This is a genomic window from Streptomyces amritsarensis (assembly GCF_001953875.1).
GTDB lineage: Bacteria > Actinomycetota > Actinomycetes > Streptomycetales > Streptomycetaceae > Streptomyces > Streptomyces amritsarensis.
This window is the reverse complement of record NZ_MQUR01000002.1, coordinates 104665-128817: the sequence shown is the minus strand read 5'-3', so window position 1 is coordinate 128817 and position 24153 is coordinate 104665. Positions and strand designations below refer to the sequence as shown.

Annotated in this window: 22 protein-coding genes, 1 pseudogene and 1 riboswitch; of the genes and pseudogenes, 19 read left to right on the top strand and 4 right to left on the bottom strand. The window is 72.4% G+C overall.

The features are described from left to right. Nucleotides 1–7: 7 nt before the first annotated feature. Nucleotides 8–748: an enoyl-CoA hydratase/isomerase family protein gene (locus tag AVW11_RS01740; RefSeq protein ID WP_030847297.1), complete on the bottom strand. Its 741-nt coding sequence runs from the start codon at nucleotides 746–748 to the stop codon at nucleotides 8–10. Nucleotides 749–888: 140 nt separating this feature from the next. Between AVW11_RS01740 and AVW11_RS01735 the strand changes: the two genes are divergently transcribed. Together AVW11_RS01735 and AVW11_RS01730 are read left to right on the top strand one after the other, a co-directional pair. Next, entirely contained in the window at nucleotides 889–1488 is a 600-nt protein-coding gene (locus AVW11_RS01735; protein ID WP_051700298.1) for an HdeD family acid-resistance protein, read from the top strand. A 130-nt stretch (nucleotides 1489–1618) separates the two neighbouring features. Continuing rightward, the gene (locus AVW11_RS01730; protein WP_060179274.1) at nucleotides 1619–2113 is read left to right on the top strand and encodes an ATP-binding protein; all 495 of its coding nucleotides are present in this window, start codon (nucleotides 1619–1621) and stop codon (nucleotides 2111–2113) included. A 40-nt stretch (nucleotides 2114–2153) separates the two neighbouring features. Here the strand turns inward: AVW11_RS01730 and idi are convergent, their stop codons facing one another. Continuing rightward, the gene (gene idi / locus AVW11_RS01725; protein ID WP_060179168.1) at nucleotides 2154–2753 is read right to left on the bottom strand and encodes an isopentenyl-diphosphate Delta-isomerase; all 600 of its coding nucleotides are present in this window, start codon (nucleotides 2751–2753) and stop codon (nucleotides 2154–2156) included. Between the two features lie 184 nt (nucleotides 2754–2937). Then, nucleotides 2938–3513: pseudogene (locus AVW11_RS01720) on the bottom strand (GNAT family N-acetyltransferase); the annotation flags it as partial. A 640-nt stretch (nucleotides 3514–4153) separates the two neighbouring features. On the opposite strand from AVW11_RS01720, the gene AVW11_RS01715 reads away from it, so the two are divergent. The 16 genes from AVW11_RS01715 (at nucleotide 4154) to AVW11_RS01640 (ending at nucleotide 21758) form a co-directional block, all read left to right on the top strand. Further along, on the top strand, nucleotides 4154–5788 hold the full coding sequence (locus tag AVW11_RS01715; RefSeq protein WP_240528105.1) for a DUF5941 domain-containing protein: 1635 nt from the start codon (nucleotides 4154–4156) through the stop codon (nucleotides 5786–5788). Continuing rightward, nucleotides 5785–6537 (top strand): phosphocholine cytidylyltransferase family protein, encoded by a 753-nt coding sequence (locus AVW11_RS01710; protein ID WP_046776470.1) that lies wholly within the window; start codon nucleotides 5785–5787, stop codon nucleotides 6535–6537. Before AVW11_RS01715 ends, AVW11_RS01710 begins: the two co-directional genes overlap by 4 nt. Then, nucleotides 6525–7586, top strand: a complete 1062-nt coding sequence (locus AVW11_RS01705) for an iron-containing alcohol dehydrogenase family protein (RefSeq protein ID WP_030847317.1) — start codon at nucleotides 6525–6527, stop codon at nucleotides 7584–7586. Before AVW11_RS01710 ends, AVW11_RS01705 begins: the two co-directional genes overlap by 13 nt. Next, nucleotides 7564–8343, top strand: a complete 780-nt coding sequence (locus AVW11_RS01700; RefSeq protein ID WP_076042992.1) for a CDP-alcohol phosphatidyltransferase family protein — start codon at nucleotides 7564–7566, stop codon at nucleotides 8341–8343. The genes AVW11_RS01705 and AVW11_RS01700 overlap by 23 nt, the downstream gene beginning before the upstream one ends. Nucleotides 8344–8351: 8 nt before the next feature. Further along, a complete protein-coding gene (locus AVW11_RS01695) occupies nucleotides 8352–9233 on the top strand; it encodes a glycosyltransferase family 2 protein (protein WP_076042991.1) in 882 nt (293 codons plus the stop codon). 94 nt (nucleotides 9234–9327) lie between these two features. Further along, on the top strand, nucleotides 9328–10257 hold the full coding sequence (locus AVW11_RS01690) for an ABC transporter permease (protein WP_030847325.1): 930 nt from the start codon (nucleotides 9328–9330) through the stop codon (nucleotides 10255–10257). After that, nucleotides 10250–11032 carry an ABC transporter ATP-binding protein gene (locus AVW11_RS01685; protein ID WP_030847328.1) on the top strand — a complete coding sequence of 261 codons (783 nt, stop codon included), beginning with the start codon at nucleotides 10250–10252 and terminating at the stop codon, nucleotides 11030–11032. Before AVW11_RS01690 ends, AVW11_RS01685 begins: the two co-directional genes overlap by 8 nt. Before the next feature lie 386 nt (nucleotides 11033–11418). Then, the gene (hpnC, locus tag AVW11_RS01680) at nucleotides 11419–12348 is read left to right on the top strand and encodes a squalene synthase HpnC (RefSeq protein WP_206281866.1); all 930 of its coding nucleotides are present in this window, start codon (nucleotides 11419–11421) and stop codon (nucleotides 12346–12348) included. Continuing rightward, nucleotides 12345–13319: a presqualene diphosphate synthase HpnD gene (gene hpnD / locus AVW11_RS01675; RefSeq protein WP_030847334.1), complete on the top strand. Its 975-nt coding sequence runs from the start codon at nucleotides 12345–12347 to the stop codon at nucleotides 13317–13319. Before hpnC ends, hpnD begins: the two co-directional genes overlap by 4 nt. Further along, on the top strand, nucleotides 13316–13768 hold the full coding sequence (locus AVW11_RS01670) for a hypothetical protein (RefSeq protein WP_076042990.1): 453 nt from the start codon (nucleotides 13316–13318) through the stop codon (nucleotides 13766–13768). Before hpnD ends, AVW11_RS01670 begins: the two co-directional genes overlap by 4 nt. Next, the gene (hpnE, locus tag AVW11_RS01665) at nucleotides 13765–15144 is read left to right on the top strand and encodes a hydroxysqualene dehydroxylase HpnE (RefSeq protein WP_076042989.1); all 1380 of its coding nucleotides are present in this window, start codon (nucleotides 13765–13767) and stop codon (nucleotides 15142–15144) included. Before AVW11_RS01670 ends, hpnE begins: the two co-directional genes overlap by 4 nt. Beyond that, nucleotides 15141–16301, top strand: a complete 1161-nt coding sequence (locus AVW11_RS01660) for a polyprenyl synthetase family protein (protein WP_199818541.1) — start codon at nucleotides 15141–15143, stop codon at nucleotides 16299–16301. The genes hpnE and AVW11_RS01660 overlap by 4 nt, the downstream gene beginning before the upstream one ends. A 120-nt stretch (nucleotides 16302–16421) precedes the next feature. Beyond that, nucleotides 16422–18641 (top strand): squalene--hopene cyclase, encoded by a 2220-nt coding sequence (gene shc / locus AVW11_RS01655; protein WP_240528102.1) that lies wholly within the window; start codon nucleotides 16422–16424, stop codon nucleotides 18639–18641. Beyond that, on the top strand, nucleotides 18641–19318 hold the full coding sequence (locus AVW11_RS01650) for a phosphorylase family protein (RefSeq protein ID WP_076042987.1): 678 nt from the start codon (nucleotides 18641–18643) through the stop codon (nucleotides 19316–19318). Before shc ends, AVW11_RS01650 begins: the two co-directional genes overlap by 1 nt. A 5-nt stretch (nucleotides 19319–19323) precedes the next feature. Beyond that, nucleotides 19324–20355, top strand: a complete 1032-nt coding sequence (gene hpnH / locus AVW11_RS01645) for an adenosyl-hopene transferase HpnH (RefSeq protein WP_030847349.1) — start codon at nucleotides 19324–19326, stop codon at nucleotides 20353–20355. Next, nucleotides 20352–21758, top strand: a complete 1407-nt coding sequence (locus tag AVW11_RS01640) for an aspartate aminotransferase family protein (RefSeq protein WP_076042986.1) — start codon at nucleotides 20352–20354, stop codon at nucleotides 21756–21758. The genes hpnH and AVW11_RS01640 overlap by 4 nt, the downstream gene beginning before the upstream one ends. 105 nt (nucleotides 21759–21863) lie before the next feature. Here the strand turns inward: AVW11_RS01640 and AVW11_RS01635 are convergent, their stop codons facing one another. Then, nucleotides 21864–22655 carry a tyrosine-protein phosphatase gene (locus tag AVW11_RS01635; RefSeq protein ID WP_076042985.1) on the bottom strand — a complete coding sequence of 264 codons (792 nt, stop codon included), beginning with the start codon at nucleotides 22653–22655 and terminating at the stop codon, nucleotides 21864–21866. 311 nt (nucleotides 22656–22966) lie between these two features. Then, a riboswitch (cyclic di-AMP (ydaO/yuaA leader) is annotated at nucleotides 22967–23146 on the top strand. A gap of 2 nt (nucleotides 23147–23148) precedes the next feature. Here AVW11_RS01635 and AVW11_RS01630 point away from each other — a divergent pair. After that, nucleotides 23149–24117: a LysM peptidoglycan-binding domain-containing M23 family metallopeptidase gene (locus tag AVW11_RS01630; RefSeq protein ID WP_076042984.1), complete on the top strand. Its 969-nt coding sequence runs from the start codon at nucleotides 23149–23151 to the stop codon at nucleotides 24115–24117. Nucleotides 24118–24153 lie beyond the last annotated feature (36 nt).

The following is a 24153-nucleotide window of genomic DNA, read 5'->3' as shown; positions in this document are numbered from 1 at the left end:
GCGCGGGTCACGGCGTCCAGGTGAACCGGGGCGCCCGGCGCTCCAGGAACGCGGCGACACCCTCGGCGGTGTCGCCGCTTCCGGCGGCCTGCTCCTCCCAGTACCCGTCCCGGTCCGTGCGGCCGTCCGCGAACTCCTTCGCGGCCGCCTGCGTCAGCTGCGAGCGGGCGGCCAGGACCGCCGCGAACTCGGCCACGCGCCCGTCGAGTCGGCCGGCCGGCACCAGCTCGTTCAGGAACCCGGCGCGCAGCGCCTGCTGCGCCCCTATCAGCTCCGCGGAGTAGAGGAGGTACTTGGCCCAGGCCGGGCCGACCAGGGAGGCGAGCCTGCGGGTGGATGACGCCGGGTAGACGACGCCGAGCTTCGCCGGGGTCACCCCGAAGGACGCCCCCTCCTCGGCGAAGCGCAGGTCGCAGGCGGCCGCCAGCTGGCTGCCGCCGCCCACGCAGAATCCGCGGATCGCCGCCAGCGTCGGCTTCGGGAAGGCCGCCAGGGCCTCCTCCGCCGCCACGGCGAGGGCGCGCGGGTCATCGTCCCCGGTGAGGGAGGAGATGTCGGCGCCCGCGCAGAACGTCGGCCCGGCTCCGGTGAGGACGAGCACCCGTACGGCCGGATCGCACGCCAGGCCGTCCAGCAGCCCGGGGAGCGCCCGCCACATCGCGGCGGTCATGGCGTTGCGCTTGGCGGGGTGGGAGACGACGACGGTGGCGACCCCGTCGGAGACCGTGTGCAGGAGGGTTGCGTCCAGGGCTGCGTCCATGCGCCGGATGCTATCCCGGGCGGTGAAACCTATGATCAAGGGAGTGTCGTAGGGGGTGCGAGGAGGTGGCACGTCCAGTGGGCGCAGACCGTCAGGAGAAGAAGAAGGTCAACCGCCGCTTCGGGCTGATGGCCGTGTTCGGGGTGCTCCTCGTGCTGGCGGGCCTGGTCGGTCTGCTCTACACGGGCCTCGCCACCCTCACCTCGATGTTCCTCTTCGGCTGGCTGCTGCTCATCGGCGGCGTGATCGGTCTGGTGCAGGCGGTGCAGTCGCGGGGCAGCAGCTACTTCTGGCTCGCCGTGATCGTCGCCGCGATCAACATCGCGGCGGGCTTCGTGATCCTGCGCCGCCCCGAGGCGAGCGCCGAGGCGCTGACGATGTTCGCGGCACTGCTCTTCCTCACCGGCGGGCTGTTCCGGCTGGTCGGCGCGCTGGTGGTGCGCGGAGCCCACTTCGGGCTCGCGCTCGTGCAGGGTGCCTTCGGCGTGCTGCTGGGCTTCCTGATCCTCTCCAACTGGCCCGGCAACAGTCTGTACGTGATCGGAACCTTCTTCTCGCTCGCCCTGCTGTTCGACGGCCTGAGCCTCATCGCCACGGGCATGGGGGCGCGCCGCATCCTGGGGTTGGTCAGGGAAGACGAGCCGGGGACGGAAGCCGCCGCCGCGCGGGGGACGCGTGAGGCGGCCGAGAAGCGGCCGGCAGAAGATCAGGAACAGACCAACAACTGACGCTGTCATACGCCAGCGGTCAGAAAGTGTCCGATTGACGCTGACTTCTGGTCAGCAGTCGGGTCCGGACCCACCCCTTCACCACTCTTGTCGCGTGGAGACGATCGAGCGTGAAGACGGGGGCCGCAAGATGGACGGCAGCGGGAGCGGCCCATGGGCCGGGGAAGGGGTGCCGGAGGCTCCGGCCGACCCGCTCGCCTACGAGGGCGTGTGGAGGTTCACCGCTCCCGCAGTAGAAGAATCCGTTCCGCAGGCCCGCAGGGCCGTCCGGGACCTGCTCGGGCGCCAGGGGGTGCCGGCCCATCAGGACCTGGTGTACTCCCTGCTCCTGATCGTCTCCGAACTGGTGACGAACTCGGTCCGGCACGCCGCCCTGCTATCGCCCGAGGTAGCGGTGGAGGTCGCGATCGGCCGCGAGTGGGTACGGGTGGCCGTCGAGGACAACCACCCCTACCGCCCCAAGGCGCTGGAGGCCGACTACGGCCAGACCGGCGGCCGCGGTCTGCTGCTCGTCCGGGAGGTCACCCTGGAGGCGGGCGGGGTCTGCGACGTCGAGCACACCTCGACCGGCGGCAAGGTCATCTGGGCGGCCCTGCCCCTCGGCACCCCGCCGACCACCCGCTGAGCGGCGGGCGGCGGGGGAGCGGCGAGGACTGCGTACCGGGCTACCAGCCGGCCGCGTCGCCGGTCAGCTCCCGGATCGCGGGCCGAGCAGCGTCCAGTACGGTCATGAACCAGGCCGAGAACGGCACTTCGGCGTGCCGCTTGGCCAGCTCCTCGGCGGTGACGAAGGCGGTGTCCTCGACCTCCTCCGGGTCGGGCCGCACGGCGGCCTGCGCAAGTCCCACGAACAGGTGGTTGAACTCCTGCTCCACGAGCCCCGACGCGGGGTCCGGGTGGTTGTAGCGAACCGTTCCCGCCTGGGCGAGCAGCGAGGGCGACAACCCCAGCTCCTCGTGCGTCCGCCGGGCCGCGGCCGCGAACGGAGACTCCCCGGGATACGGGTGGCCGCAACAGGTGTTCGACCAGACGCCCGGCGAGTGGTACTTCCCGAGAGCCCGCTGCTGGAGCAGCAGACGGCCCTGCTCGTCGAACAGGAACACGGAGAACGCCCGGTGCAGCCGGCCCGGCGCCTGATGGGCGGAGAGCTTCTCCGCCGTGCCGATGGTGTTGCCGGACTCGTCGACCAGTTCGAGCATGATCGGTTCTTGAGTACCGGTGCCGGGGGACGCGCTGTTCGCGGCGGTGGCTGGTGTGGTCGGCATACCCATCCTTCGCTTCGGACTTCGGCCTTCAGTCTGCCGTACAAAAGAGGCTTGTCCCCACTTCGGACATCCGCGCATGTCCGCTCCCCGCCCCGTGCTAGTGCTGTGACCGGCAAGGCTTTCCGGCCACAGCACCAGGCAGGGGCGGACATACGCGGATCACCTCATGCGGCACTCCCGCGCGTCAGACTCCGAACGGGGCCGGATACGTGATCGTTCCCGCCGGGACCGGCACGCGACCGTCCAGCACCAGCGCCATCATCGCCTCGTCCGGGACCTCGAAGGGCGCCCGGATCCCGAACCGCGACGCCGCCGTGAACCCGAAGCGCGGGTAGTAGGAGGGGTGGCCCAGGACCAGCACCAGCGACTCCCCCCGCTCCCGCGCCGCCGCGAGCAGCGCCCGTACGACGGAGCTGCCCGCCCCCGAGCGCTGGTACGCAGGATCGACGGCCACCGGGGCGAGCGCCAGCGCCGGGGCGCCGCCGACCTCGCACCGGGTGAGCAGGGCGTGCGCGGCGACCGACCCGTCGGGGGCCTCGGCCACGTACGACAGCCCGGGCAGCCAGGAGCCGTCCGTGCGCAGCGCGTCCACGAGATCCGCCTCCAGCGGGGTCTCGAAGGCCGCCAGGTTGACGGCCCGTACGGCGGCGTGGTCGGCCGCGGTCTCCGGGCGGGCCGGCCAGGCCGCGCCGCCGACGGCCTCCGCCGGGCGCAGGCCGTCGCCGGGGCAGCCGTACTCCTGCCCGTGGCGGGCCCGCACGTCGGGTTCCCGCAGTCCGCGGGGGGAAGTGAGAAAAGCCTCGGAGGAGGCGTTGCCGTCGTTGTCGGCGTCGCTGATGTCGTCGGTCACGGTGAACCCTTGGGGAAAGGGGCTCCGGCCGATCTGCGGATCCCCTCGGCCCATGCCGGGGAAGGGGAAACGGTGGATCAGGCCCGGCCGGTCGCCCGGGGGAAATGGGAGATGCACCGGAGTTCGCGGCGCTCGGCCGCGACCACTGCGACGGTCATCGACCCACCTCGTTCCACTCGACGCCTTCAGGGGCGTGTCCACCGTAACATCCAGGCCGTTTGTGGTACCGCGTCGTGATCACCGATGATGATCGCGACCCGGCCCGGAGCCCGGATATTCGGCTTATCAGGGCGTGAACGGGTGATGAACCCCTGCTTCCATTCATCCGATAGCCTCTGCCGACGTGCCGCCCCCCGGGCGCGCCCGTCCGGAAATCCGTTACAAGGAGTGAGTTCGTCTGCCGACCGTCATCCTCACCGGCCTGCCGGTCCCCGGATCGCCGCTCGCCGACGAGCTCCGCTCACTCGGCTTCGAGGTCCGCCCGGCCGCCGGGCCCCAGGACGCCGCCGCCGCACTGGCCGGCGTACCCGCCGACCAGCGGGTGGCCGTCGTGGACACCGCGTTCGTCGGACACGTGCACGCGCTGCGGCTCGCGCTGACCGACCCGCGCTTCGACGCCTGCGCCGTCACCGGCGCCCTCTCCGTGCAGGCGGGGGCCCGCGAGGCCCTCGACAAGGCCGTCGCCACCGAGGGCGCCCGCGGATCCGGCCCCTACGCCGACCGGCTCGCCGCCGCCGTCGAGGCCACCGGGACCGCCGTCCAGCGGCCCGAGCTCGGCAGCCTGGTCGCCGCCGTCCCCGCCGACGCCGACGAGCGCGCGGCGGCGTCCGCCGCCGTCGCCGCCGTGGACGAGGAAGCGGTACGGCTGCGCTCCGCCGTGAAGTCCCGCGACGGGTTCTTCACCACCTTCTGCATCAGCCCGTACTCGCGCTACATCGCCCGCTGGTGCGCGCGCCGCGGCCTGACCCCCAACCAGGTCACCACCGCCTCGCTGATCACCGCGCTGATCGCGGCCGGCTGCGCCGCCACGGGCGAGCGCTGGGGGTACGTCGCGGCCGGCGTGCTGCTCATCGTCTCCTTCGTCCTGGACTGCACCGACGGGCAGCTCGCCCGCTACTCCCTGCAGTACTCGACGATGGGCGCCTGGCTCGACGCGACCTTCGACCGGGCCAAGGAGTACTCCTTCTACGCCGGCCTGGCGCTCGGAGCCGCCCGCAACGGGGACGACGTCTGGGGCCTCGCCCTCGGCGCCATGATCCTGATGACGTGCCGGCACGTCGTGGACTTCTCCTTCAACGAGGCCAACCACGACGCCACCGCCAACACCAGCCCGACCGCCGCCCTCTCGGACCGGCTCGACAGCGTCGGCTGGACGGTCTGGGTCCGGCGGATGATCATCCTGCCGATCGGCGAGCGCTGGGCGATGATCGCGGTCCTGACCGCCTTCACCACCCCGCGGATCGTCTTCTACGCCCTGATCGCCGGCTGCGCCTTCGGCGCGCTGTACACCACCGCGGGCCGCGTCCTGCGGTCCCTGACCCGCAAGGCCCGGCGCACCGACCGCGCCGCCCAGGCGCTCGCCGACCTCGCCGACTCCGGTCCGCTCGCCGAGCTCCAGGCCCGCCTGCTGCGCGGCCGCGCCGGATCCTTCGGGTCCGTGTACGTCGCCGCCCTCGGCACCGTGCTGATGATCGGCGCCGCCCTGTACCTCCCCTTCGGCGACCCGCGGCTCGTCGCCGTCGCCGTGCTCTACGCCGTGACCGCCGGCCTCGCCGTCGCCGCCCCGCTGAAGGGCGCGCTCGACTGGCTGATCCCGCCGCTGTTCCGCGCGGCCGAATACGTGACGGTCCTCGCACTCGCCACCAAGGCGGACGTCCCCGGGGCCCTTCCGGCGGCATTCGGCCTGATCGCGGCGGTCGCCTACCATCACTACGACACGGTGTACCGCATTCGCGGCGGCACCGGCGCGCCCCCGCACTGGCTGGGGCGGACGATCGGCGGCCACGAGGGCCGGGTCCTGCTGACCACGGTCCTCGCCGCCGTCCTCGTGGACCGCGCATCGGACTTCCCCGTCGCGCTCACGGCCCTGGCCGTGTTCGTGGCACTCGTGGTGCTCGTGGAGAGCATCCGCTTCTGGGTCTCCTCCGGGGCACCCGCCGTACATGACGAAGGAGAACCAGCATGATCGGCCTTGTCCTCGCTGCCGGTGCGGGACGCCGCCTGCGTCCCTACACCGACACCCTGCCCAAGGCCCTCGTGCCCGTCGGCCCCGAGGGGGACGAGGAGAGCCTGACGGTCCTCGACCTGACCCTGGGCAACTTCGCCGCGGTCGGTCTCACCGAGGTCGCGATCGTCGTCGGCTACCGCAAGGAGGCCGTCTACGCCCGCCAGGCCGCGCTGGAGGCCAAGTACGGCCTGAAGATCACGCTGATCGACAACGACAAGGCCGAGGAGTGGAACAACGCCTACTCCCTGTGGTGCGCGCGTGAGGTCCTGGGGCGCGGTGTGATCCTCGCCAACGGCGACACCGTCCACCCGGTCTCCGTCGAGGAGACCCTCCTCGCCGCCCGCGGCAACGGCCAGAAGATCATCCTCGCCCTCGACACGGTCAAGAGCCTGGCCGACGAGGAGATGAAGGTCGTCGTCGACGGGGACCGGGGCGTCCGGAAGATCACCAAGCTGATGGACCCCGCCGACGCCACCGGTGAGTACATCGGCGTCACGCTCATCGAGGCCGAGGCCGCCGAGGCCCTCGCCGAGGCCCTGAAGACCACCTTCGAGCGCGACCCGGACCTCTACTACGAGGACGGCTACCAGCAGCTCGTCAACGACGGCTTCGTGGTCGACGTGGCCCCCATCGGCGACGTCAGGTGGGTCGAGATCGACAACCACGACGACCTCGCCAAGGGCCGGACGATCGCATGCCAGTACTGACGAGGCTCATCCCCTCGCCCGTCGTCGTCGACATCGCCCGCGGGGCGATGGACGACCTGGCCGGCCTCCTGGCCGACCAGCGGATCTCCGCCTCCGGCAAGCTCGCCATCGCGATCAGCGGGGGCTCCGGCGTGGCGCTGCGCGCCAAGCTGGAGCCCGTGCTCCCGCACGCCGACTGGTACGCCGTCGTCGACGGCACCATCGACTCCGCGGTCAAGCTCGCCGACGACATAAAGGGCCGCCGCTACGACGCCGTCGTGGGCCTGGGCGGCGGCAAGATCATCGACGTGGCCAAGTACGCCGCGGCGCGCGTCGGGCTGCCCATGGTGGCCGTCGCCACCAACCTCTCGCACGACGGCATCTGCTCACCGGTGTCCATCCTGGACAACGACAACGGCCGCGGCTCCTACGGCGTCCCCACCCCGATCGCCATGGTGATCGACCTCGACGTCATCAAGGAGGCCCCGGTGCGGTTCATCCGCGCCGGGATCGGCGACGCGATCTCCAACATCTCGGCGATCGCCGACTGGGAGCTCTCGCACGAGACCACCGGCGAGCCCGTCGACGGCCTGGCCGCCGCCATGGCCCGCACCGCGGGCGAGTCCGTGCTGCGCCACCCGGGCGGCTGCGGCGACGACGCGTTCCTCACCGTGCTCTCCGAGGCGCTCGTCCTGTCCGGCATCGCCATGTCGATCAGCGGGGACTCCCGCCCGTCCTCCGGCGCCTGCCACGAGATCAGCCACGCCTTCGACCTGCTCTACCCCGGGCGCTCCGCGCTCCACGGCGAGCAGGTCGGCATCGGCGCGGCCTTCGCGATGCACCTGCGCGGGGCCGCGGAAGCCTCCGGCCACTTCGTCGAGGTGCTGCGCCGGCACGGCCTGCCGGTCGCGCCCGAGGAGATCGGCTTCAGCGTCGACGAGTTCGTCGCGGCCGTCGAGTACGCCCCACAGACCCGCCCGGGACGCTTCACGATCCTGGAGCACCTCAACCTGTCCGCCGCCGAGATCAGGGACGCATACGCCGACTATGCCAAGACCATCCGTAGCTGAACTGAGGCCCGTCGTCCACCCCGCGGGTGTGAAGGACCGGGTCAGCGGCGAGCACTGGGGCGGGCGCCTCTACATGCGCGAGATCTCCCTGCGCATCACCCGCGTCCTGGTCACCACCAAGGTCACGCCCAACCAGCTGACCTACCTGATGACCCTCGCCGGTGTCCTCGCCCTGCCGGCCCTGCTGGTGCCGGGGATCTGGGGCGCCGTCCTCGGCGTGGTCGCGGTACAGATGTACCTGCTGCTCGACTGCGTCGACGGCGAGGTCGCCCGCTGGAAGAAGCAGTACTCCCTCTCCGGGGTCTACCTGGACCGGGTCGGCGCCTACCTGTGCGACGCGGCGGTCCTGGTCGGCTTCGGCCTGCGCGCCGCCGACCTGTGGGGCACCGGGCGCGTCGACTGGCTGTGGGCCTTCCTCGGCACGCTCGCCGCGCTCGGCGCCATCCTGATCAAGGCCGAGACCGACCTGGTCGGCGTCGCACGCCACCAGGCCGGCAAGCCCGTGGTCAAGGACGCTGCCGCAGAGCCGCGCGCCAAGGGCATGGCCCTCGCGCGCCGGGCCGCCGCCGCGCTGAAGTTCCACCGGCTCATCCTCGGCATCGAGGCCTCGCTGCTCATCCTGTTCCTGGCCGTCCTCGACCAGCTGCGCGGCGACCTGTACTGGTCCCGGGTCGGTGTCGCCGTGCTCGCGGGCATCGCGATGCTGCAGACCGTCCTGCACCTGGTGTCGATCCTCGCCTCCAGCAGGCTCAAGTGACGGCCCCGATGCGGCTGGGCGCCGTGATCATCACCATGGGCAACCGGCCCGACGAGCTCAAGGCGCTCCTCGACTCGGTGGCCCGCCAGGACGGCGACCCGGTCGAGGTCGTCGTCGTGGGCCAGGGCGTACGCGTGGCCGAGGTCGCGGACCTGCCCCCGGGGGTGCGCTCCGTCGACCTGCCCGAGAACCTGGGCATCCCGGGCGGCCGCAACGTCGGCATCGAGGCCTTCGGCCCCGGCGGCCGTGACGTCGACGCGCTGCTCTTCCTCGACGACGACGGGCTCCTGGAGCGCACCGACACCGCCGAGCTGTGCCGGCAGGCTTTCGCCGAGGACCCCGCACTCGGGATCATCAGCTTCCGCATCGCCGATCCGGACACCGGGCGGACGCAGCGCCGGCACGTGCCGCGGCTGCGGGCCTCGGACCCGATGCGGTCCTCGCGCGTGACGACCTTCCTCGGCGGTGCCAACGCCGTCCGCACGAAGGTGTTCGAGCAGGCCGGAGTCCTGCCGGGGGAGTTCTTCTACGCCCACGAGGAGACCGATCTGGCCTGGCGCGCACTCGACGCGGGGTGGCTGATCGACTACCGGGCGGACATGGTGCTGCTCCACCCGACAACTGCCCCCTCCCGGCACGCCGTCTACCACCGTATGGTGGCCCGTAACCGCGTGTGGCTCGCCCGCCGCAACCTGCCCGCACCGCTGGTCCCGGTCTACCTGGGCGTCTGGCTCCTGCTGACGCTCCTACGGAAGCCCTCGGGACCCGCGCTCAAGGCCTGGTTCGGCGGATTCCGCGAGGGATGGACCACTCCCTGCGGACCCCGCCGCCCGATGAGATGGCGTACGGTCTGGCGGTTGACCCGACTGGGCCGCCCTCCCGTCATCTGACCAGCCCGCGTCTGGGAACATGACGCGATCACGGGTCTCGAGCCACCAGCCTGATGCCCACCTGGCCGCATCTTGAAGACGAAAGTTTCAACTTGTGAGTGACACAACCCACGACGGCGCCCTCGCCACGAGCAGGCCGCCGTCCGCAGACGCGGGGCTCAGCGCCGCGGAGCTCGCCAGCAAGTACGGCCTCTCGGTCAGCGGCGCCCGGCCCGGTCTGGGCGAGTACGTGCGGCAGCTCTGGGGCAGGCGCCACTTCATCATGGCCTTCTCCCGGGCCAAGCTGGTCGCGCAGTACAGCCAGGCGAAGCTCGGCCAGGTCTGGCAGGTGGCGACCCCGCTGCTGAACGCGGCGGTCTACTGGCTGATCTTCGGGCTGATCCTCGGCGCGGGCCGGGAGATGCCCAAGGGCGTCTACGTCCCCTTCCTCATGATGGGCATCTTCGTCTTCACCTTCACGCAGAGCTCGGTGATGGCGGGCGTCCGGGCGATCTCGGGGAACCTCGGGCTGGTGCGCGCGCTGCACTTCCCGCGCGCCTCCCTGCCGGTGTCGTTCTCGCTCCAGCAGCTCCAGCAGCTGATGTACTCGATGATCGTCGTCTTCGTGATCGCGGTCTCGTTCGGCAACTACCCGCGGCTGTCCTGGCTCCTGGTCATCCCGACGCTGGCCCTGCAGTTCGTCTTCAACACCGGCCTCGCCATGATCTTCGCTCGGATGGGTTCCAAGACGCCCGACCTGGCGCAGCTGATGCCGTTCGTGATGCGCACCTGGATGTACGCCTCGGGCGTGATGTTCCCGATCGGGATCTACCTCAAGGACCAGCCGCAGTGGATCAGCGACGTGCTGCTGTGGAACCCGGTCGCGATCTACATGGACCTCATCCGGTTCGCCCTGATCGACGACTACGGCGCGAGCAACCTGCCCCCGCACGTGTGGCTCTTCGCCGTGGGCTGGGCCGTGGTGATCGGCGTCGGCGGCTTCGTGTACTTCTGGAAGTCTGAGGAGCGTTACGGCCGTGGCTGACAACACCCAGGGGCGCGTCCCCACCGTGATCGCGGACGGCGTCCACATCGTCTACCGCGTCAACACCGGCAGCAGCGGCAAGGGCGCGGCCACCGCCGCGCTCAGCAAGATAGTCCGCCGGAGGAAGGGCGACGCCCCGGGCGTGCGCCGCGTCCACGCCGTGCGCGGTGTCTCCTTCACCGCCTACCGCGGCGAGGCCATCGGCCTCATCGGCTCCAACGGCTCCGGCAAGTCCACCCTGCTGCGCGCCATCGCCGGCCTGCTGCCCTGCGAGGAGGGCAAGGTCTACACCGACGGCCAGCCCTCGCTGCTGGGCGTGAACGCCGCGCTGATGAACGACCTCACCGGCGAGCGCAACATCGTCCTCGGCGGTCTCGCCATGGGGATGACCCGTGAGCAGATCAAGGAGCGCTACCAGAGCATCGTCGACTTCTCGGGCATCAACGAGAAGGGCGATTTCGTCTCCCTGCCGATGCGCACCTACTCCTCCGGCATGGCGGCGCGACTGCGGTTCTCCATCGCGGCGGCCAAGGACCACGACGTCCTGATGATCGACGAGGCCCTGGCCACCGGTGACCGCTCCTTCCAGGTGCGTTCGGAGAACCGAATCAAGGAACTCCGCCAGAAGGCCGGCACGGTCTTCCTCGTCAGCCACAACAACAAGTCCATCCGGGACACCTGCGACCGGGTGCTGTGGCTGGAGAAGGGCGAGCTCCTGATGGACGGGCCCACGGAGGAAGTCGTCTCGGCATACGAGAAGGCCACCAACGGCTGACCTCCGGGCCGCGCGGCGCCTTCCGGGGCGCTTCCCCGCTTCACCGAAGGCCCCCGCCGCTCAGCGCGGCGGGGGCCTTAAGCATGCAGGTGCATTACGCCGCAGGCCCGTTGTCGTATTGCGCGGCGACATTCGGTGGCGCGGTGAATACCCGAGCGGCCTCCGCGACGTTCTACAGCGTAAGCTGAGGCGGTCCTGAATCACGGCAAGAGGGGACGATTCCCCGCAGGTGAACGGCCCTGGGACAGCCCCGGGAAAACCCCGGCGGCGTGTCCGAAATAGGATGTAATGGGTCGGCAGTGTAGAACGGGAGATGTGACGGCAATGGCTACGGGAATTCTCCGGCCCCCAGGGACGGCGGCCGTCCCCGCCCCGGGCGGCGGGCGGTGAACCCGGGGCACGGCATCCGACCCCTGTCCGACACGGCCCACGTGAGCGCCACCCTCGACAAGGCGGCGGCGGAGAACTTCCCCGTCGCCCCGGTCTTCCTGCCCCGCGCCTGGCGCGACGGGCTGACGGCCGTCTACGGATACGCCCGCCTCGTCGACGACATCGGCGACGGCGACCTCGCCCCCGGCGGACACGACGCCGTCCTCCTCGGGCTCGACCCGGAAGCGGTCGACGACCGGCTCGCCATGCTCGACGCCTTCGAGACCGACCTGCTGCGCGTGTTCGGCTCCGCCGACGGCCCCCCGCGCCACCCCCTGCTGCTCGCCCTGCGGCCCGTGGTGCGCACCCACGGCCTGACCCCCGAGCCCTTCCTCGGGCTCATCGAGGCCAACCGCCAGGACCAGCGGGTCACGCGCTACGCGACCTACGCGGACCTCGCGGCGTACTGCGAGCTGTCCGCCAACCCGGTCGGCCGCCTCGTGCTGTCCCTCACCGGCACCAGCACCCCCGAGCGGATCCGCCTGTCCGACTCCGTCTGCACCGCCCTCCAGATCGTCGAGCACGTCCAGGACGTCGCCGAGGACCTGGGCCGCGACCGGATCTACCTGCCCGCCGAGGACATGCGGCGCTTCCACGTGTCCGAGGCCGACCTGGCCGCCCCGTCCGCCGGCGCCTCCGTGCGCGCCCTCGTCGCGTTCGAATCCGAGCGCGCACGCGCGTTGCTGGATGACGGCGTCCCGCTCGTGGGTAGCGTGCACGGCAGGCTCCGCCTGCTCCTCGCGGGCTTCGTGGGAGGGGGGCGGGCCGCCCTGCGAGCCGTCACCGCCGCCGGCTTCGACGTACTCCCCGGCCCGCCCACATCCACCAAGAGCGGCCTGCTCCGCGAGGTTGCCGCCGTCCTGCGCACAGCGCCGAGAAAGAGGTGAGCCCGACCGTGGAGGGCCCCACACACGCTTCCGCACAGACCGCGGTCTCCGCACCTGTCTCGGCGGCCTACAGCTACTGCGAGGCCGTCACCGGTTCACAGGCGCGCAACTTCGCGTACGGAATCCGGCTGCTGCCCACCGACAAGCGCCATGCCATGTCCGCGCTCTACGCCTTCTCCCGGCGGGTCGACGACATCGGCGACGGCACGCTGCCCACCGAGGCGAAGTTCGCGCGCCTGGAGGAGACCCGCGCCGTCCTCGGACGGATCCGGGCCGGCGAGGTCGACGAGGACGACACCGACCCGGTCGCCGTCGCCCTGGCGCACGCCGCCCGGCGCTTCCCCATCCCGCTCGGCGGCCTCGACGAGCTCATCGACGGCGTGCTGATGGACGTCCGCGGCGAGACCTACGAGACCTGGGACGACCTCAAGGCCTACTGCCGCTGCGTGGCCGGCGCCATCGGACGGCTCTCGCTCGGCGTCTTCGGCACGGTCCAAGCACCCGGCACGCCCGACGCCGCGCGCGCCGGCGAGTACGCCGACACCCTCGGCCTCGCCCTGCAACTCACCAACATCCTCCGCGACGTCCGCGAGGACGCCGGCAACGGACGCACCTACCTGCCCGCCGAGGACCTCGCCAAGTTCGGCTGCTCGCAAGGCTTCCGCGCCGGCCGGCTCCCCGCCGGCGCCGACTTCGCCGGACTGGTCCACCACGAAGTCCGCCGCGCCCGCTCCCTGTTCGCCGAGGGCTACCGGCTGCTGCCGATGCTCGACCGGCGCAGCGGCGCCTGCGTGGCCGCCATGGCCGGCATCTACCGGCGCCTCCTCGACCGCATCGAGCGGGAGCCGGAGGCCGTCCTGCGCGGCCGTGTCTCGCTGCCGCCGCACGAGAAGGCGTACGTGGCCGTGCGGGGCCTGTCCGGATTCGACGCGCGCACCGTCTCCCGCCAGGCCGCCCGGAGGCGGATGTGACGACCCGGACGAAGGCGGCCCCGCCGCCCACCGCCGCCGCCGCTGCCCGGCGGCGGCCCGGCACCGGCCGCAGGCACCTCCCGGCCCTGCCGACCCCGCTCCCGTCCGGCCCGTCCGGCGTGCTGCGTCCCGCAGGCTCCGCCCGCAAGCTCCCGTCCGGCCGGGAGGGCGCACTCACGGCTGCGGCCACCGGCGCGCCCGCCGCCGCGCCCGGCACCCCCGGGACACCACCGGGCGCCCACCCGGCGTGCGCCGGCGACCTGCGGCGTACAAGCCCGGCGCTCCGCCCCGAGCGCGCGCCTGCCCGGGCAACCACGCCGGCGGCCGGCGCGTCTCTCCTCGCGGACGGCGGCCGGGCCGGGCGGGAGACCTCGACGGGATCGGGCCTGCCCGCCCGGGACCTGCCGGCCGGCCCGGCGGGCCACTGCACCACGGGGGAGGGCGCATGACCGGTACCGACCAGCACGCCGTCGTCGTCGGCGGCGGACTCGCCGGCGTCACCACCGCCCTCGAACTCGCCGACGCCGGGCTGCGCGTCACCCTGCTCGAAGGCCGCCCCCGACTCGGCGGGCTCGCCTTCTCCTTCAAGCGCGGCGACCTCGACGTCGACAACGGTCAGCACGTCTACCTCCGCTGCTGCACGGCCTACCGGTGGTTCCTCGACCGCGTCGGGGGCACCGCCCTCGCCCCGCTCCAGGACCGGCTCGACGTACCCGTCCTCGACGTCGCCCACCCCGGCGGACCGCGCCTGGGACGGCTGCGCCGCGGCGGCCTGCCCGTGCCCCTGCACCTCGCCGGAGCACTCGCCCGCTACCCGCACATGTCCCTCGCCGAGCGCGCGAGCGTCGGACGCGCCGCCCTCGCCCTGCGCCGCCTCGACCCGGGGGACCCGGCCCTGGACGGCCTGGACTTCGCCACCTGGCTCGGCCGCTACGGCCAGTCCGCCCGCACCATCGAGGCCCTGTGGGACCTCGTCGGCATCGCCACCCTCAACGCCAACGCCGCACACTCCTCGCTGGGCCTGGCCGCGATGGTCTTCAAGACCGGCCTGCTCTCCGAGAAGGGCGCGGCCGACATCGGCTGGGCCCGCGTACCGCTCGGCGAGCTCCACGACACCCTCGCCCGCAAGCAGCTCGACGCGGCCGGGGTACGCACCCGGCTGCGCACCCGCGTCACGGCCGTGACCCGTACGCCCGAAGGGGCCTGGCGGGTCGACACCGAGGAGGAGTCCCTCGACGCGGGCACCGTCGTCCTCGCCGTACCGCAGCGCGAGACGCACGGACTGCTGCCCGCCGGCGCCCTCGCCGACCCCGACAAGCTCCTCGACATCGGCACCGCACCGATCCTGAACGTCCACGTCGTCTACGACCGCAAGGTGCTCAAGCAGCCCTTCTTCGCCGCACTCGGCTCGCCGGTGCAGTGGGTCTTCGACCGCACCGACTCCTCCGGACTCCCCGACGGCGGCCAGTATCTGGCGCTGTCGCAGTCCGCCGCCCAGGACGACATCGACGAGCCCGTCTCGGTGCTGCGCGGCAAGTACCTGCCCGAGCTGGAGCGGCTGCTGCCCGCCGCGCGCGGGGCCAAGGTACGGGACTTCTTCGTCACCCGGGAGCGGACGGCGACCTTCGCACCCGCGCCCGGCGTCGGCCGGCTGCGCCCCGGGGCGCGGACCGACACGCCGGGGCTCTACCTGGCCGGTGCGTGGACTGCCACGGGTTGGCCCGCGACCATGGAGGGCGCCGTCCGGAGCGGACTGAGCGCGGCCCAGGCCGCACTCGCCGCGCTCGGCCGCCACCGCGAACACCCTCTGCAGGAGGCGGCATGACGACCACCACCACGAGCACCACGAGCACCACACGTACAGGAACAAGAGGAGAGCCAGTGAACCCGGGGAACCCGGCTGTCGAGAACACGGATGCCAGTGTGGGCGCAGCCGGAAGGGGCGTGGAGAAGGCGGACACCGTCGCCCTCCTGGAACGCGGCCGGACGATGTCGACCCCCGCCCTCCGCGCGGCCGTGGACCGCCTCGCCGCGCCCATGGACACCGTCGCCGCCTACCACTTCGGCTGGATCGACGCCCAGGGCCACCCGGCCGACGGCGACGGCGGCAAGGCCGTCCGCCCCGCCCTCGCCCTGCTCTCCGCCGAAGCCGCGGGCGCCGCGCCGGAGGTCGGCATCCCCGGCGCCGTCGCCGTCGAGCTCGTGCACAACTTCTCGCTGCTCCACGACGACCTGATGGACGGCGACGAGCAGCGCCGCCACCGCGACACCGTGTGGAAGGTGCACGGACCCGCCCAGGCGATCCTGGTCGGCGACGCCCTCTTCGCCCTCGCCAACGAGGTCCTGCTGGAGCTCGGCACCGTCGAGGCCGGCCGCGCCACCCGCCGGCTGACCACCGCCAGCCGCAAGCTCATCGACGGCCAGGCCCAGGACATCTCCTACGAGCACCGTGAGCGCGTCAGCGTCGAGGAGTGCCTGGAGATGGAGGGCAACAAGACCGGCGCCCTGCTCGCCTGCGCGGTCTCCATCGGCGCCGTCCTCGGCGGCGCGGACGACCGTACGGCCGACAAGCTGGAGGAGTACGGCTACCACCTCGGCCTCGCCTTCCAGGCCGTCGACGACCTGCTCGGCATCTGGGGCGACCCGGAGTCCACCGGCAAGCAGACCTGGAGCGACCTGCGCCAGCGCAAGAAGTCTTTGCCGGTGGTCGCCGCCCTCGCCGCCGGCGGGCCCGCCTCCGAGCAGCTCGCCGAACTGCTCGCCGCCGACGCCAAGAGCAGCGACTTCGAGAACTTCTCCGAGGAGGAGTTCGCGGCCCGCGCGGCACTCATCGAGGAGGCCGGCGGCCGCCAGTGGACCGCGGACGAGGCGCGCCGCCAGCACGCCGTCGCGATCCGGGCCCTGGACGACGTCGACATGCCGCAGCGGGTGCGCGAACAGCTCGTCGACCTCGCCGACTTCGTCGTCGTACGCAAGAGGTGACCGCCACCCGACAGCGGATATGAATCGCGAGTCGCCGGCCGGCGCCGCCGCCTGAGGGGGGCGCGCACCGGCCGACGGCAGACCCCAGCACAGCACAGGACACTGTTCTAAGGGGAAGCCATGACAGCGACGACCGACGGCAGCGCGGAGAGCGCCGGCGCCGGCAGCGAATCCACCCCGGGCGCCCCGCCGCCCGGCCCCGCCGGGGCGGCCGCCCCGGGGGCCGAGTACGGGCTCGCGGGCCCGCCCGACCCGGCTCCCGCAGCCGCGACGGCGGCCGGCGGCGCACCCGCCGTCCCCGTGGCGGTCACGGAGCGGATCGCCGCCCCACCCGAGCCGGTCCGGCGACCGGGCCCGCCGCACTCCTACCGGCAGCCGGGCGCGCCCGGCACCGGGCGCACCGCGGCGGACCTGCCCGAACCGCCGGCCGGCAGCCCGCGCGAGGTGTACGAGGCCGCCGCGCGCGCGACCCGGCACCTCCTGGACCGCCAGGACCCCGCCGGCTGGTGGAAGGGCGATCTGGAGACCAACGTCACCATGGACGCCGAGGACCTCCTGCTGCGGCAGTTCCTCGGCATCCGGGACGAGGCCACCACGTACGCCGCCGCCCTCTTCATCCGCGGCGAGCAGCGCACGGACGGCACCTGGGCCACCTTCCACGGCGGACCGCCCGAACTCTCCGCGACCATCGAGGCCTACGTCGCGCTGCGCCTGGCCGGGGACCCGCCGGACGCCCCGCACATGAGCCGCGCCTCGGCCTGGATCCGGGCGAACGGCGGAATCGCCGCCGCCCGCGTCTTCACCCGGATCTGGCTCGCCCTCTTCGGCTGGTGGAGCTGGGACCACCTGCCCGAACTCCCGCCCGAGCTGGTGTTCCTGCCCCCCTGGGTGCCCCTGAACATCTACGACTTCGGCTGCTGGGCCCGCCAGACGATCGTCCCGCTCACCGTGGTCTCCGCGCTGCGCCCGGTCCGCCCGGCCCCCTTCACCCTCGACGAGCTGCACACCGACGCGCGCACCCCCTGCCCCCCACCCCGCCTGGCGCCGCTGGCCAGTTGGGACGGCGTCTTCCAGCGCATGGACAAGGCCCTGCACGTCTACCGGCGGTTCGCCCCCCGGCGGCTGCGCAAGGCGGCCATGGACACCGCCGCCCGCTGGATCGTCGAACGCCAGGAGAACGACGGCTGCTGGGGCGGGATCCAGCCGCCCGCCGTGTACTCCCTCATCGCGCTGCACCTGCTCGGCTACGACCTCGGCCACCCGGTGATGCGCGCGGGGCTGGAATCGCTGGACCGGTTCGCGGTGCGGCGCGAGGACGGCGCCCGGATGATCGAGGCCTGCCAGTCCCCGGTGTGGGACACCTGCCTCGCCGCGATCGCACTCGCCGACGCAGGCCTGCGACCCGACCATCCGGCCCTGGTCAAGGCCGCGGACTGGATGCTCGGCGAGGAGATCACCCGGACCGGGGACTGGGCGGTGCGCCGGCCCGGCCTGGCCCCCGGGGGCTGGGCGTTCGAGTTCCACAACGACACCTACCCCGACATCGACGACACCGCCGAAGTCGTCCTCGCCCTGCGCCGGATCAAGCACCCGGACCCGGTCCGCGTCGACGCCGCCATCGCCCGCGGGGTGTCCTGGAACCTCGGCATGCAGTCCAAGGACGGCGCGTGGGGCGCCTTCGACGCCGACAACACCAGCCCCTTCCCGAACAGGCTGCCCTTCTGCGACTTCGGCGAAGTCATCGACCCGCCGTCGGCCGACGTCACCGCCCACGTGGTGGAGATGCTCGCCTTCGAGGGCCGGGCGGGCGACGCCCGCACCCGGCGCGGCATCGCCTGGCTGCTCGACGCACAGGAGCCGGACGGCAGCTGGTTCGGCCGCTGGGGCACCAACTACGTCTACGGCACCGGCTCGGTGGTGCCCGCCCTCACCGCGGCCGGCATCGCGCCGGCACACCCCGCGGTCCGGCGGGCCGTGCGCTGGCTGGAATCCGTACAGAACGACGACGGCGGCTGGGGGGAGGACCAGCGCTCCTACCAGGACCGTTCGTGGGCCGGGAAGGGCGCCTCCACCCCCTCGCAGACCGCGTGGGCGCTCATGGCGCTGCTGTCGGCCGGGGAACGCGACGGCGAGGCCGTCGCACGGGGCGTCGCCCACCTGGTACGGACCCAGCGCGAGGACGGCTCCTGGGACGAGCCGTACTTCACCGGCACCGGCTTCCCCTGGGACTTCTCCATCAACTACCACCTGTACCGGCAGGTGTTCCCGCTGACGGCGCTCGGCCGCTACCTGTACGGGGAACCGTCCGCCCCGGCAGGCTCACCCGCCGGGGGCCACTGATGTCCGCCGCCGAGGGCGACCGGGCGGACGGGGGCGGGCCGCTGCTGGTCGCGTGCGCCCTGCGCATCGAGCAGGTGGCGCTGCGCAGCGCGGGGCGCGGCCCGGTACGCGGTACGCCCCACGCGCAGGCCGGGGCGTACACCCTCCTGCGCACCGGGATGGGCCCGCGCGCGGCCGAACGGGCCGTCCGCCGGGCCCTGGAGGCGCCCGGGACGGAGCGGGCCGCCGTCCTCGCCACCGGCTTCTGCGCCGGTCTCGTCCCCGGCATGAACCCGGGCGATCTCGTCGTCGCGCAGGAGGCCCGCGACCCGCGGGGGACCGTCCCCTGCACCGGGACCGCGCTGCTCGCCGAGGCGCTGGCCCGGGCCGCCCCCGGCCGGACCGTGCACACCGGCCCGCTGACCGGGTCCGACCACGTCGTCCGCGGCCAGGAGCGCGCGCACCTGCGCGCCACGGGCGCCGTCGCCGTCGACATGGAGTCCGCCGCGACCCTCTGGGCCGCGGTCCGGGGCGGGGGCCGCCCCGTTGCGGCCGTCCGGGTGATCGTGGACGCCCCGGAGCACGAGCTCGTCCGAATCGGCACGGTGCGCGGGGGAATATCGGCCTTCCGTGTCCTGCGTGCCGTACTGCCCGCGTTTTACGAATGGCACCGTTCTTCGCTGCTCCCCAGGAGGTGAGCCAGATGGCCATGCCGCTGCGCCAGACCATCAGGGTCGGGACCTATCTGCTCGAACAGAAGCTCCGCAAGCGCGAGAAGTTCCCGCTGATCGTCGAGCTGGAGCCGCTCTACGCGTGCAACCTGGCCTGCGAGGGGTGCGGGAAGATCCAGCACCCGGCAGGAGTGCTCAAGCAGCGCATGCCGGTGGCCCAGGCGGTCGGGGCCGTACTGGAGTCCGGCGCGCCCATGGTGTCCATCGCGGGCGGGGAGCCCTTGATGCACCCGCAGATCCACGAGATCGTGCGGCAATTGGTGGCACGGCGGAAGTACGTCTTCCTCTGCACCAACGCGCTGCTCCTGCGCAAGAAGATCGAGAAGTTCACGCCCTCGCCGTACTTCGCCTTCGCCGTGCACATCGACGGCCTGCGCGAGCGCCACGACGAGTCGGTGGCGAAGGAAGGCGTCTTCGACGAGGCGGTCGAGGCCATCAAGGAAGCCAAGCGGCGTGGATTCCGGGTGACCACGAACTCCACCTTCTTCAACACCGACACACCGCAGACGATCATCGAGGTCCTCAACTTCCTCAATGACGACCTCCAGGTGGACGAAATGATGATCTCGCCCGCCTACGCCTACGAAAAGGCACCGGACCAGGAGCACTTCCTGGGCGTCGACCAGACCCGCGAACTCTTCAGGAAGGCGTTCGCGGGCGGCAACCGGCGGCGCTGGCGGCTCAACCACTCCCCGCTCTTCCTGGACTTCCTGGAAGGGAAGGCCGATTTCCCCTGCACGGCCTGGGCCATTCCGAATTACTCCCTCTTCGGCTGGCAGCGCCCCTGCTATCTGATGAGCGACGGCTACGTCCCGACGTACCGGGAACTCGTGGAAGAGACCGACTGGAGCAAGTACGGCCGCGGAAAGGACCCGCGCTGCGCGAACTGCATGGCGCACTGCGGTTACGAGCCCACCGCCGTCCTCGCCACCATGGGGTCCCTCAAGGAATCCCTGCGGGCCGCCCGGGAGACGGTCGGAGGCAACCGGGACAGGTCGGCATGAGCCCGGCGGAAGGGGAGCGGGGCGGCGGTTTCGACCTCGGCGCGCTCCTGGCCGCACGCGGCGCGGAGCGGTACGAGCTGCACTCCCGCCACCTCAACCACCAACTGCCCCGGATGCTGCGCACCATCGGCTTCGACAAGGTCTACGAGCGGGCCGAGGGAGCGCACTTCTGGGACGCCGAGGGCAACGACTACCTCGACATGCTCGCCGGCTTCGGGGTGATGGGCCTGGGCCGCCACCACCCCGTCGTCCGGCAGGCCCTGCACGACGTGCTGGACGCCCAGCTCGCCGACCTCACCCGCTTCGACTGCCAGCCGCTGCCCGGGCTGCTGGCCGAGCGGCTCCTGTCGTACAGCCCCCATCTGGACCGCGTCTTCTTCGGCAACAGCGGAACCGAGGCGGTGGAGACGGCCCTGAAGTTCGCCCGGTACGCCACCGGGCGGCCCAGGATCCTCTACTGCGACCACGCTTTCCACGGGCTGACCGCCGGCTCGCTCTCGGTGAACGGCGAGGGCGGCTTCCGGGACGGCTTCGCCCCGCTCCTGCCCGACACCCAGGTCGCGCTGGGCGACCTGGCCGCCCTGGAGCGGGAGCTGAAGCGCGGCGACGTCGCCGCCTTCGTCGTCGAGCCGATCCAGGGCAAGGGGGTCCTCGCGGCGCCGCCCGGATTCCTGCTCGCCGCGCAGGAGCTGCTGCACCGGCGGGGGGCGCTGCTGATCGCGGACGAGGTGCAGACCGGGCTGGGGCGTACCGGCGACTTCTACGCGTACCAGCACGAGCCGGGCGTGGAGCCGGACCTGGTGTGCGTGGCCAAGGCGCTGTCGGGCGGCTACGTGCCGGTCGGGGCGACCCTGGGCAAGGACTGGATCTTCAAGAAGGTCTACTCGTCCATGGACCGGGTCCTCGTGCACTCCGCGAGCTTCGGGTCCAACGCGCAGGCGATGGCGGCCGGGCTGGCGGTGCTGTCCGTCATGGAGGACGAGCACCTCGTGGCCCGCGCCCGGGCGACCGGCGACCTGCTGCGCGGGCGCCTCGCGGCGCTGGTGGACGAGTACGAGCTGCTGCACGAGGTGCGCGGACGCGGCCTGATGATCGGCATCGAGTTCGGGCGGCCCTCGTCGCTGGGGCTGCGCAGCCGCTGGGCCATGCTGCAGGCGGCCCGCAAGGGCCTCTTCGCGCAGATGGTCGTGGTGCCGCTGCTGCAGAAGCACCGGATCCTCACCCAGGTCTCCGGGGACCACCTGGAGGTGATCAAACTGATTCCGCCGCTGGTCCTGGACGAGCAGGACGTCGACCGGTTCGTCGGCGCCTTCCGCGAGGTCATGGACGAGGCGCACGGCGGGTCCGGTCTGATGTGGGACTTCGGCCGGACGCTGGTGAAGCAGGCGGTCGCCGCGCGCTGACGCCCTGCGTGCCCGGTCCGGGTCCCAGGTCCCGGCCCGGGCCCCGGGTCCCCGCAGGCCCCGGGTCCCAGGGCCCCGGTCCGGGTCCCCGGTCCGGTCCCGGGATCAGACCAACAGTCGGTCCCGGAGCCGGTCGAGGGTCTCGTGCTGCAGCCCGAGACCCTCCGCCAGGTAGTGGTCGACCCCGCCCCAGACCTCGTCGATGGTGTCGAAGGCGGCGGTCAGGTACTCGGCGCGGGCGTCGAAGAGCGGCGCGAGCAGCTCCATCACCTCGGGTGAGCGGGCCTCGGCCGACGCGGAGCTGCGGTGCACCCGGTAGCGGCGGTGGGGGGCGTTGGACTCCAGGTAGTCCGTGACGATCGCCTCGCGCTCGACGCCGAGCGCGAGCAGGGTGACGGCGACGGAGAGGCCGGCCCGGTCCTTGCCGGCCGCGCAGTGCAGGAGGGCGGGGACGCTGTCCTCGGCGAGGGCGTGGACGACCCGGCTGTGCTCGGCGGTACGGGTCCGGATGATCCCGCGGTAGGAGTTCGCCATCCGGGCCGCGGCCTTGCCGTCGCCCAGGATGGAGCGGAGCTGGTCGAGGTCGCCGTCGCGGACCAGCCGCCAGAACTCCCGGCCGTCCGCCGGGTCCGAGAGCGGGATGTTGACGTTCCGCACGCCGGGCAGTTCGACGTCCGGTCCCTCCAGGGCGTGGTCGGCGCCGTTGCGGAAGTCGAAGATGGTGTGGAGGCCGAGCGAAGTGAGGAACTCTGCATCGGTTTCGGTGGCATGCGCGAGATGTCCGCTTCGGAACAGTCGTCCCGTTGTGACCCTTCGCCCATCAGAAGTCGGCAATCCGCCCACATCGCGGAAATTGCGCACTCCGGTCAGCTCCGGCTCCTGTATCTGCTGGGTCACGGGAACTCCTCGCCTTCTCTTGGGGCGTCTGTCCGAATTGAGCTGTTTGGCGCCAACTTGCCATATCCGGAGGCGAGATCGGGCACCGCCCCGTGAGCCAGATCATACGGTGACCGTGAGTGCCTGATCGCCGGAGCCGAATGGCCCGGTGGGCGCGGCTGTTGGCGGAGCGGAATGGACGGAGGGTGACCGAAATTCCGGCGGTCCCTCATACCTGTGAATGCGTCAGGGAATTCACGGCTTGTTCGGCCCGCCCGCAAGGGATTACCTTCGCGATCGATCCGGGTGGATCGCCGAATCCTGCCGCCGCCCGGAAACCGCAACCGAACCATTTCGCGCGGCAGGAGCGGGGGAACCAGGTAAGCCGCTGTGCCGGAGATCCTTTCTCCGAAACGGCTCGGGGTGAAGTCGTTCATGTCCCGTACATGCGCGGCCGGACATCTCCAGTCCGAACCCGACAGCTCACCTCGCAGGCGCCGGAGAGGAATGCGTCATGCCTGCAAAGGGTAAGCACCGCCGTCCCAAGTCCCTTTCCATTTCCCGCGGATTCGCGGTCGCAGGCACCGGTGGCGCGGCCCTCGCCCTGCCGCTGATCGGCGCGGCCGGCGCCCACGCGGCCGGCGCCCCGGCGGCGGCCCCCGCCGTCACACCCGCGGTGGCCCCGCAGGTCCCCACCGCCCCCCAGGCCGCCCCCGCGGCAGCCGTGGAGGCCGCGCCGAGCCTCTACACGGTCGTCCCGGGCGACTGCCTCTCCGAGATCGCCGCCGCGCACGACCTGCCCGGCGGCTGGCAGCGGCTGTACGAGCGCAACCGCGAGGCGGTCGGCAGCAACCCGTCGCTGATCCACCCCGGCCTGAAGCTGGCCCTCGGCGGCCGCGGCCAGGCCGCCCCGGTCACCGTCCCCGCCCCGCGCACCGCTCCCGAGGGCGCTTCGAAGGCTGCCCCGAAGGCCGAGTCGAAGCGGGCCGGGCAGCCCGCCGCCCCGCAGGCGCAGCGGGACTCCGCCCCCGAGACCCAGGCCGCCCCCGCCGAGGCGCCCGCCGCACAGCCGGCGGCCTCCGGATTCGTGGCCCCGGTCAGCGGCAGCGTCTCCACCCAGTACAAGGTCGCGGGCGCCATGTGGTCCTCCGGCTACCACACCGGCGTCGACTTCATCGCCCCCATGGGCACCACCGTCAAGGCCGTCGGCGCGGGCACCGTGGTCTCCGCCGGCTGGAGCGGCTCGTACGGCAACGAGATCGTCATCCGGCACGCGGACGGCAAGTACTCGCAGTACGCCCACCTGTCCCAGCTCTCCGTCTCCTCCGGCCAGAGCGTCACCGCCGGCCAGGGCATCGGCCTCTCCGGCTCCACCGGCAATTCGACCGGCCCGCACCTGCACTTCGAGATCCGCACGAGCCCGTCCTACGGCTCGGACATGGACCCGATCGCCTACCTCCGCTCGAAGGGCGCCAGCCTCTGACGGCAGCCGCCGAGGACCGCGGACACGCGTGGGGCC

What these genes read in the sequence shown, in the direction of transcription:
- shc (WP_240528102.1), top strand. Translation starts at nt 16,422, where the DNA reads ATGACAGCGACGACCGACGGCAGCGCGGAGAGCGCCGGCGCCGGCAGC.
- AVW11_RS01650 (WP_076042987.1), top strand. Translation starts at nt 18,641, where the DNA reads ATGTCCGCCGCCGAGGGCGACCGGGCGGACGGGGGCGGGCCGCTGCTG.
- AVW11_RS01705 (WP_030847317.1), top strand. Translation starts at nt 6,525, where the DNA reads ATGCCAGTACTGACGAGGCTCATCCCCTCGCCCGTCGTCGTCGACATC.
- AVW11_RS01660 (WP_199818541.1), top strand. Translation starts at nt 15,141, where the DNA reads ATGACGACCACCACCACGAGCACCACGAGCACCACACGTACAGGAACA.
- AVW11_RS01700 (WP_076042992.1), top strand. Translation starts at nt 7,564, where the DNA reads ATGCCAAGACCATCCGTAGCTGAACTGAGGCCCGTCGTCCACCCCGCG.
- hpnH (WP_030847349.1), top strand. Translation starts at nt 19,324, where the DNA reads ATGGCCATGCCGCTGCGCCAGACCATCAGGGTCGGGACCTATCTGCTC.
- AVW11_RS01630 (WP_076042984.1), top strand. Translation starts at nt 23,149, where the DNA reads ATGCCTGCAAAGGGTAAGCACCGCCGTCCCAAGTCCCTTTCCATTTCC.
- AVW11_RS01710 (WP_046776470.1), top strand. Translation starts at nt 5,785, where the DNA reads ATGATCGGCCTTGTCCTCGCTGCCGGTGCGGGACGCCGCCTGCGTCCC.
- AVW11_RS01730 (WP_060179274.1), top strand. Translation starts at nt 1,619, where the DNA reads ATGGACGGCAGCGGGAGCGGCCCATGGGCCGGGGAAGGGGTGCCGGAG.
- AVW11_RS01695 (WP_076042991.1), top strand. Translation starts at nt 8,352, where the DNA reads ATGCGGCTGGGCGCCGTGATCATCACCATGGGCAACCGGCCCGACGAG.
- AVW11_RS01640 (WP_076042986.1), top strand. Translation starts at nt 20,352, where the DNA reads ATGAGCCCGGCGGAAGGGGAGCGGGGCGGCGGTTTCGACCTCGGCGCG.
- hpnE (WP_076042989.1), top strand. Translation starts at nt 13,765, where the DNA reads ATGACCGGTACCGACCAGCACGCCGTCGTCGTCGGCGGCGGACTCGCC.
- idi (WP_060179168.1), bottom strand. Translation starts at nt 2,753, where the DNA reads ATGCCGACCACACCAGCCACCGCCGCGAACAGCGCGTCCCCCGGCACC.
- AVW11_RS01735 (WP_051700298.1), top strand. Translation starts at nt 889, where the DNA reads ATGGCCGTGTTCGGGGTGCTCCTCGTGCTGGCGGGCCTGGTCGGTCTG.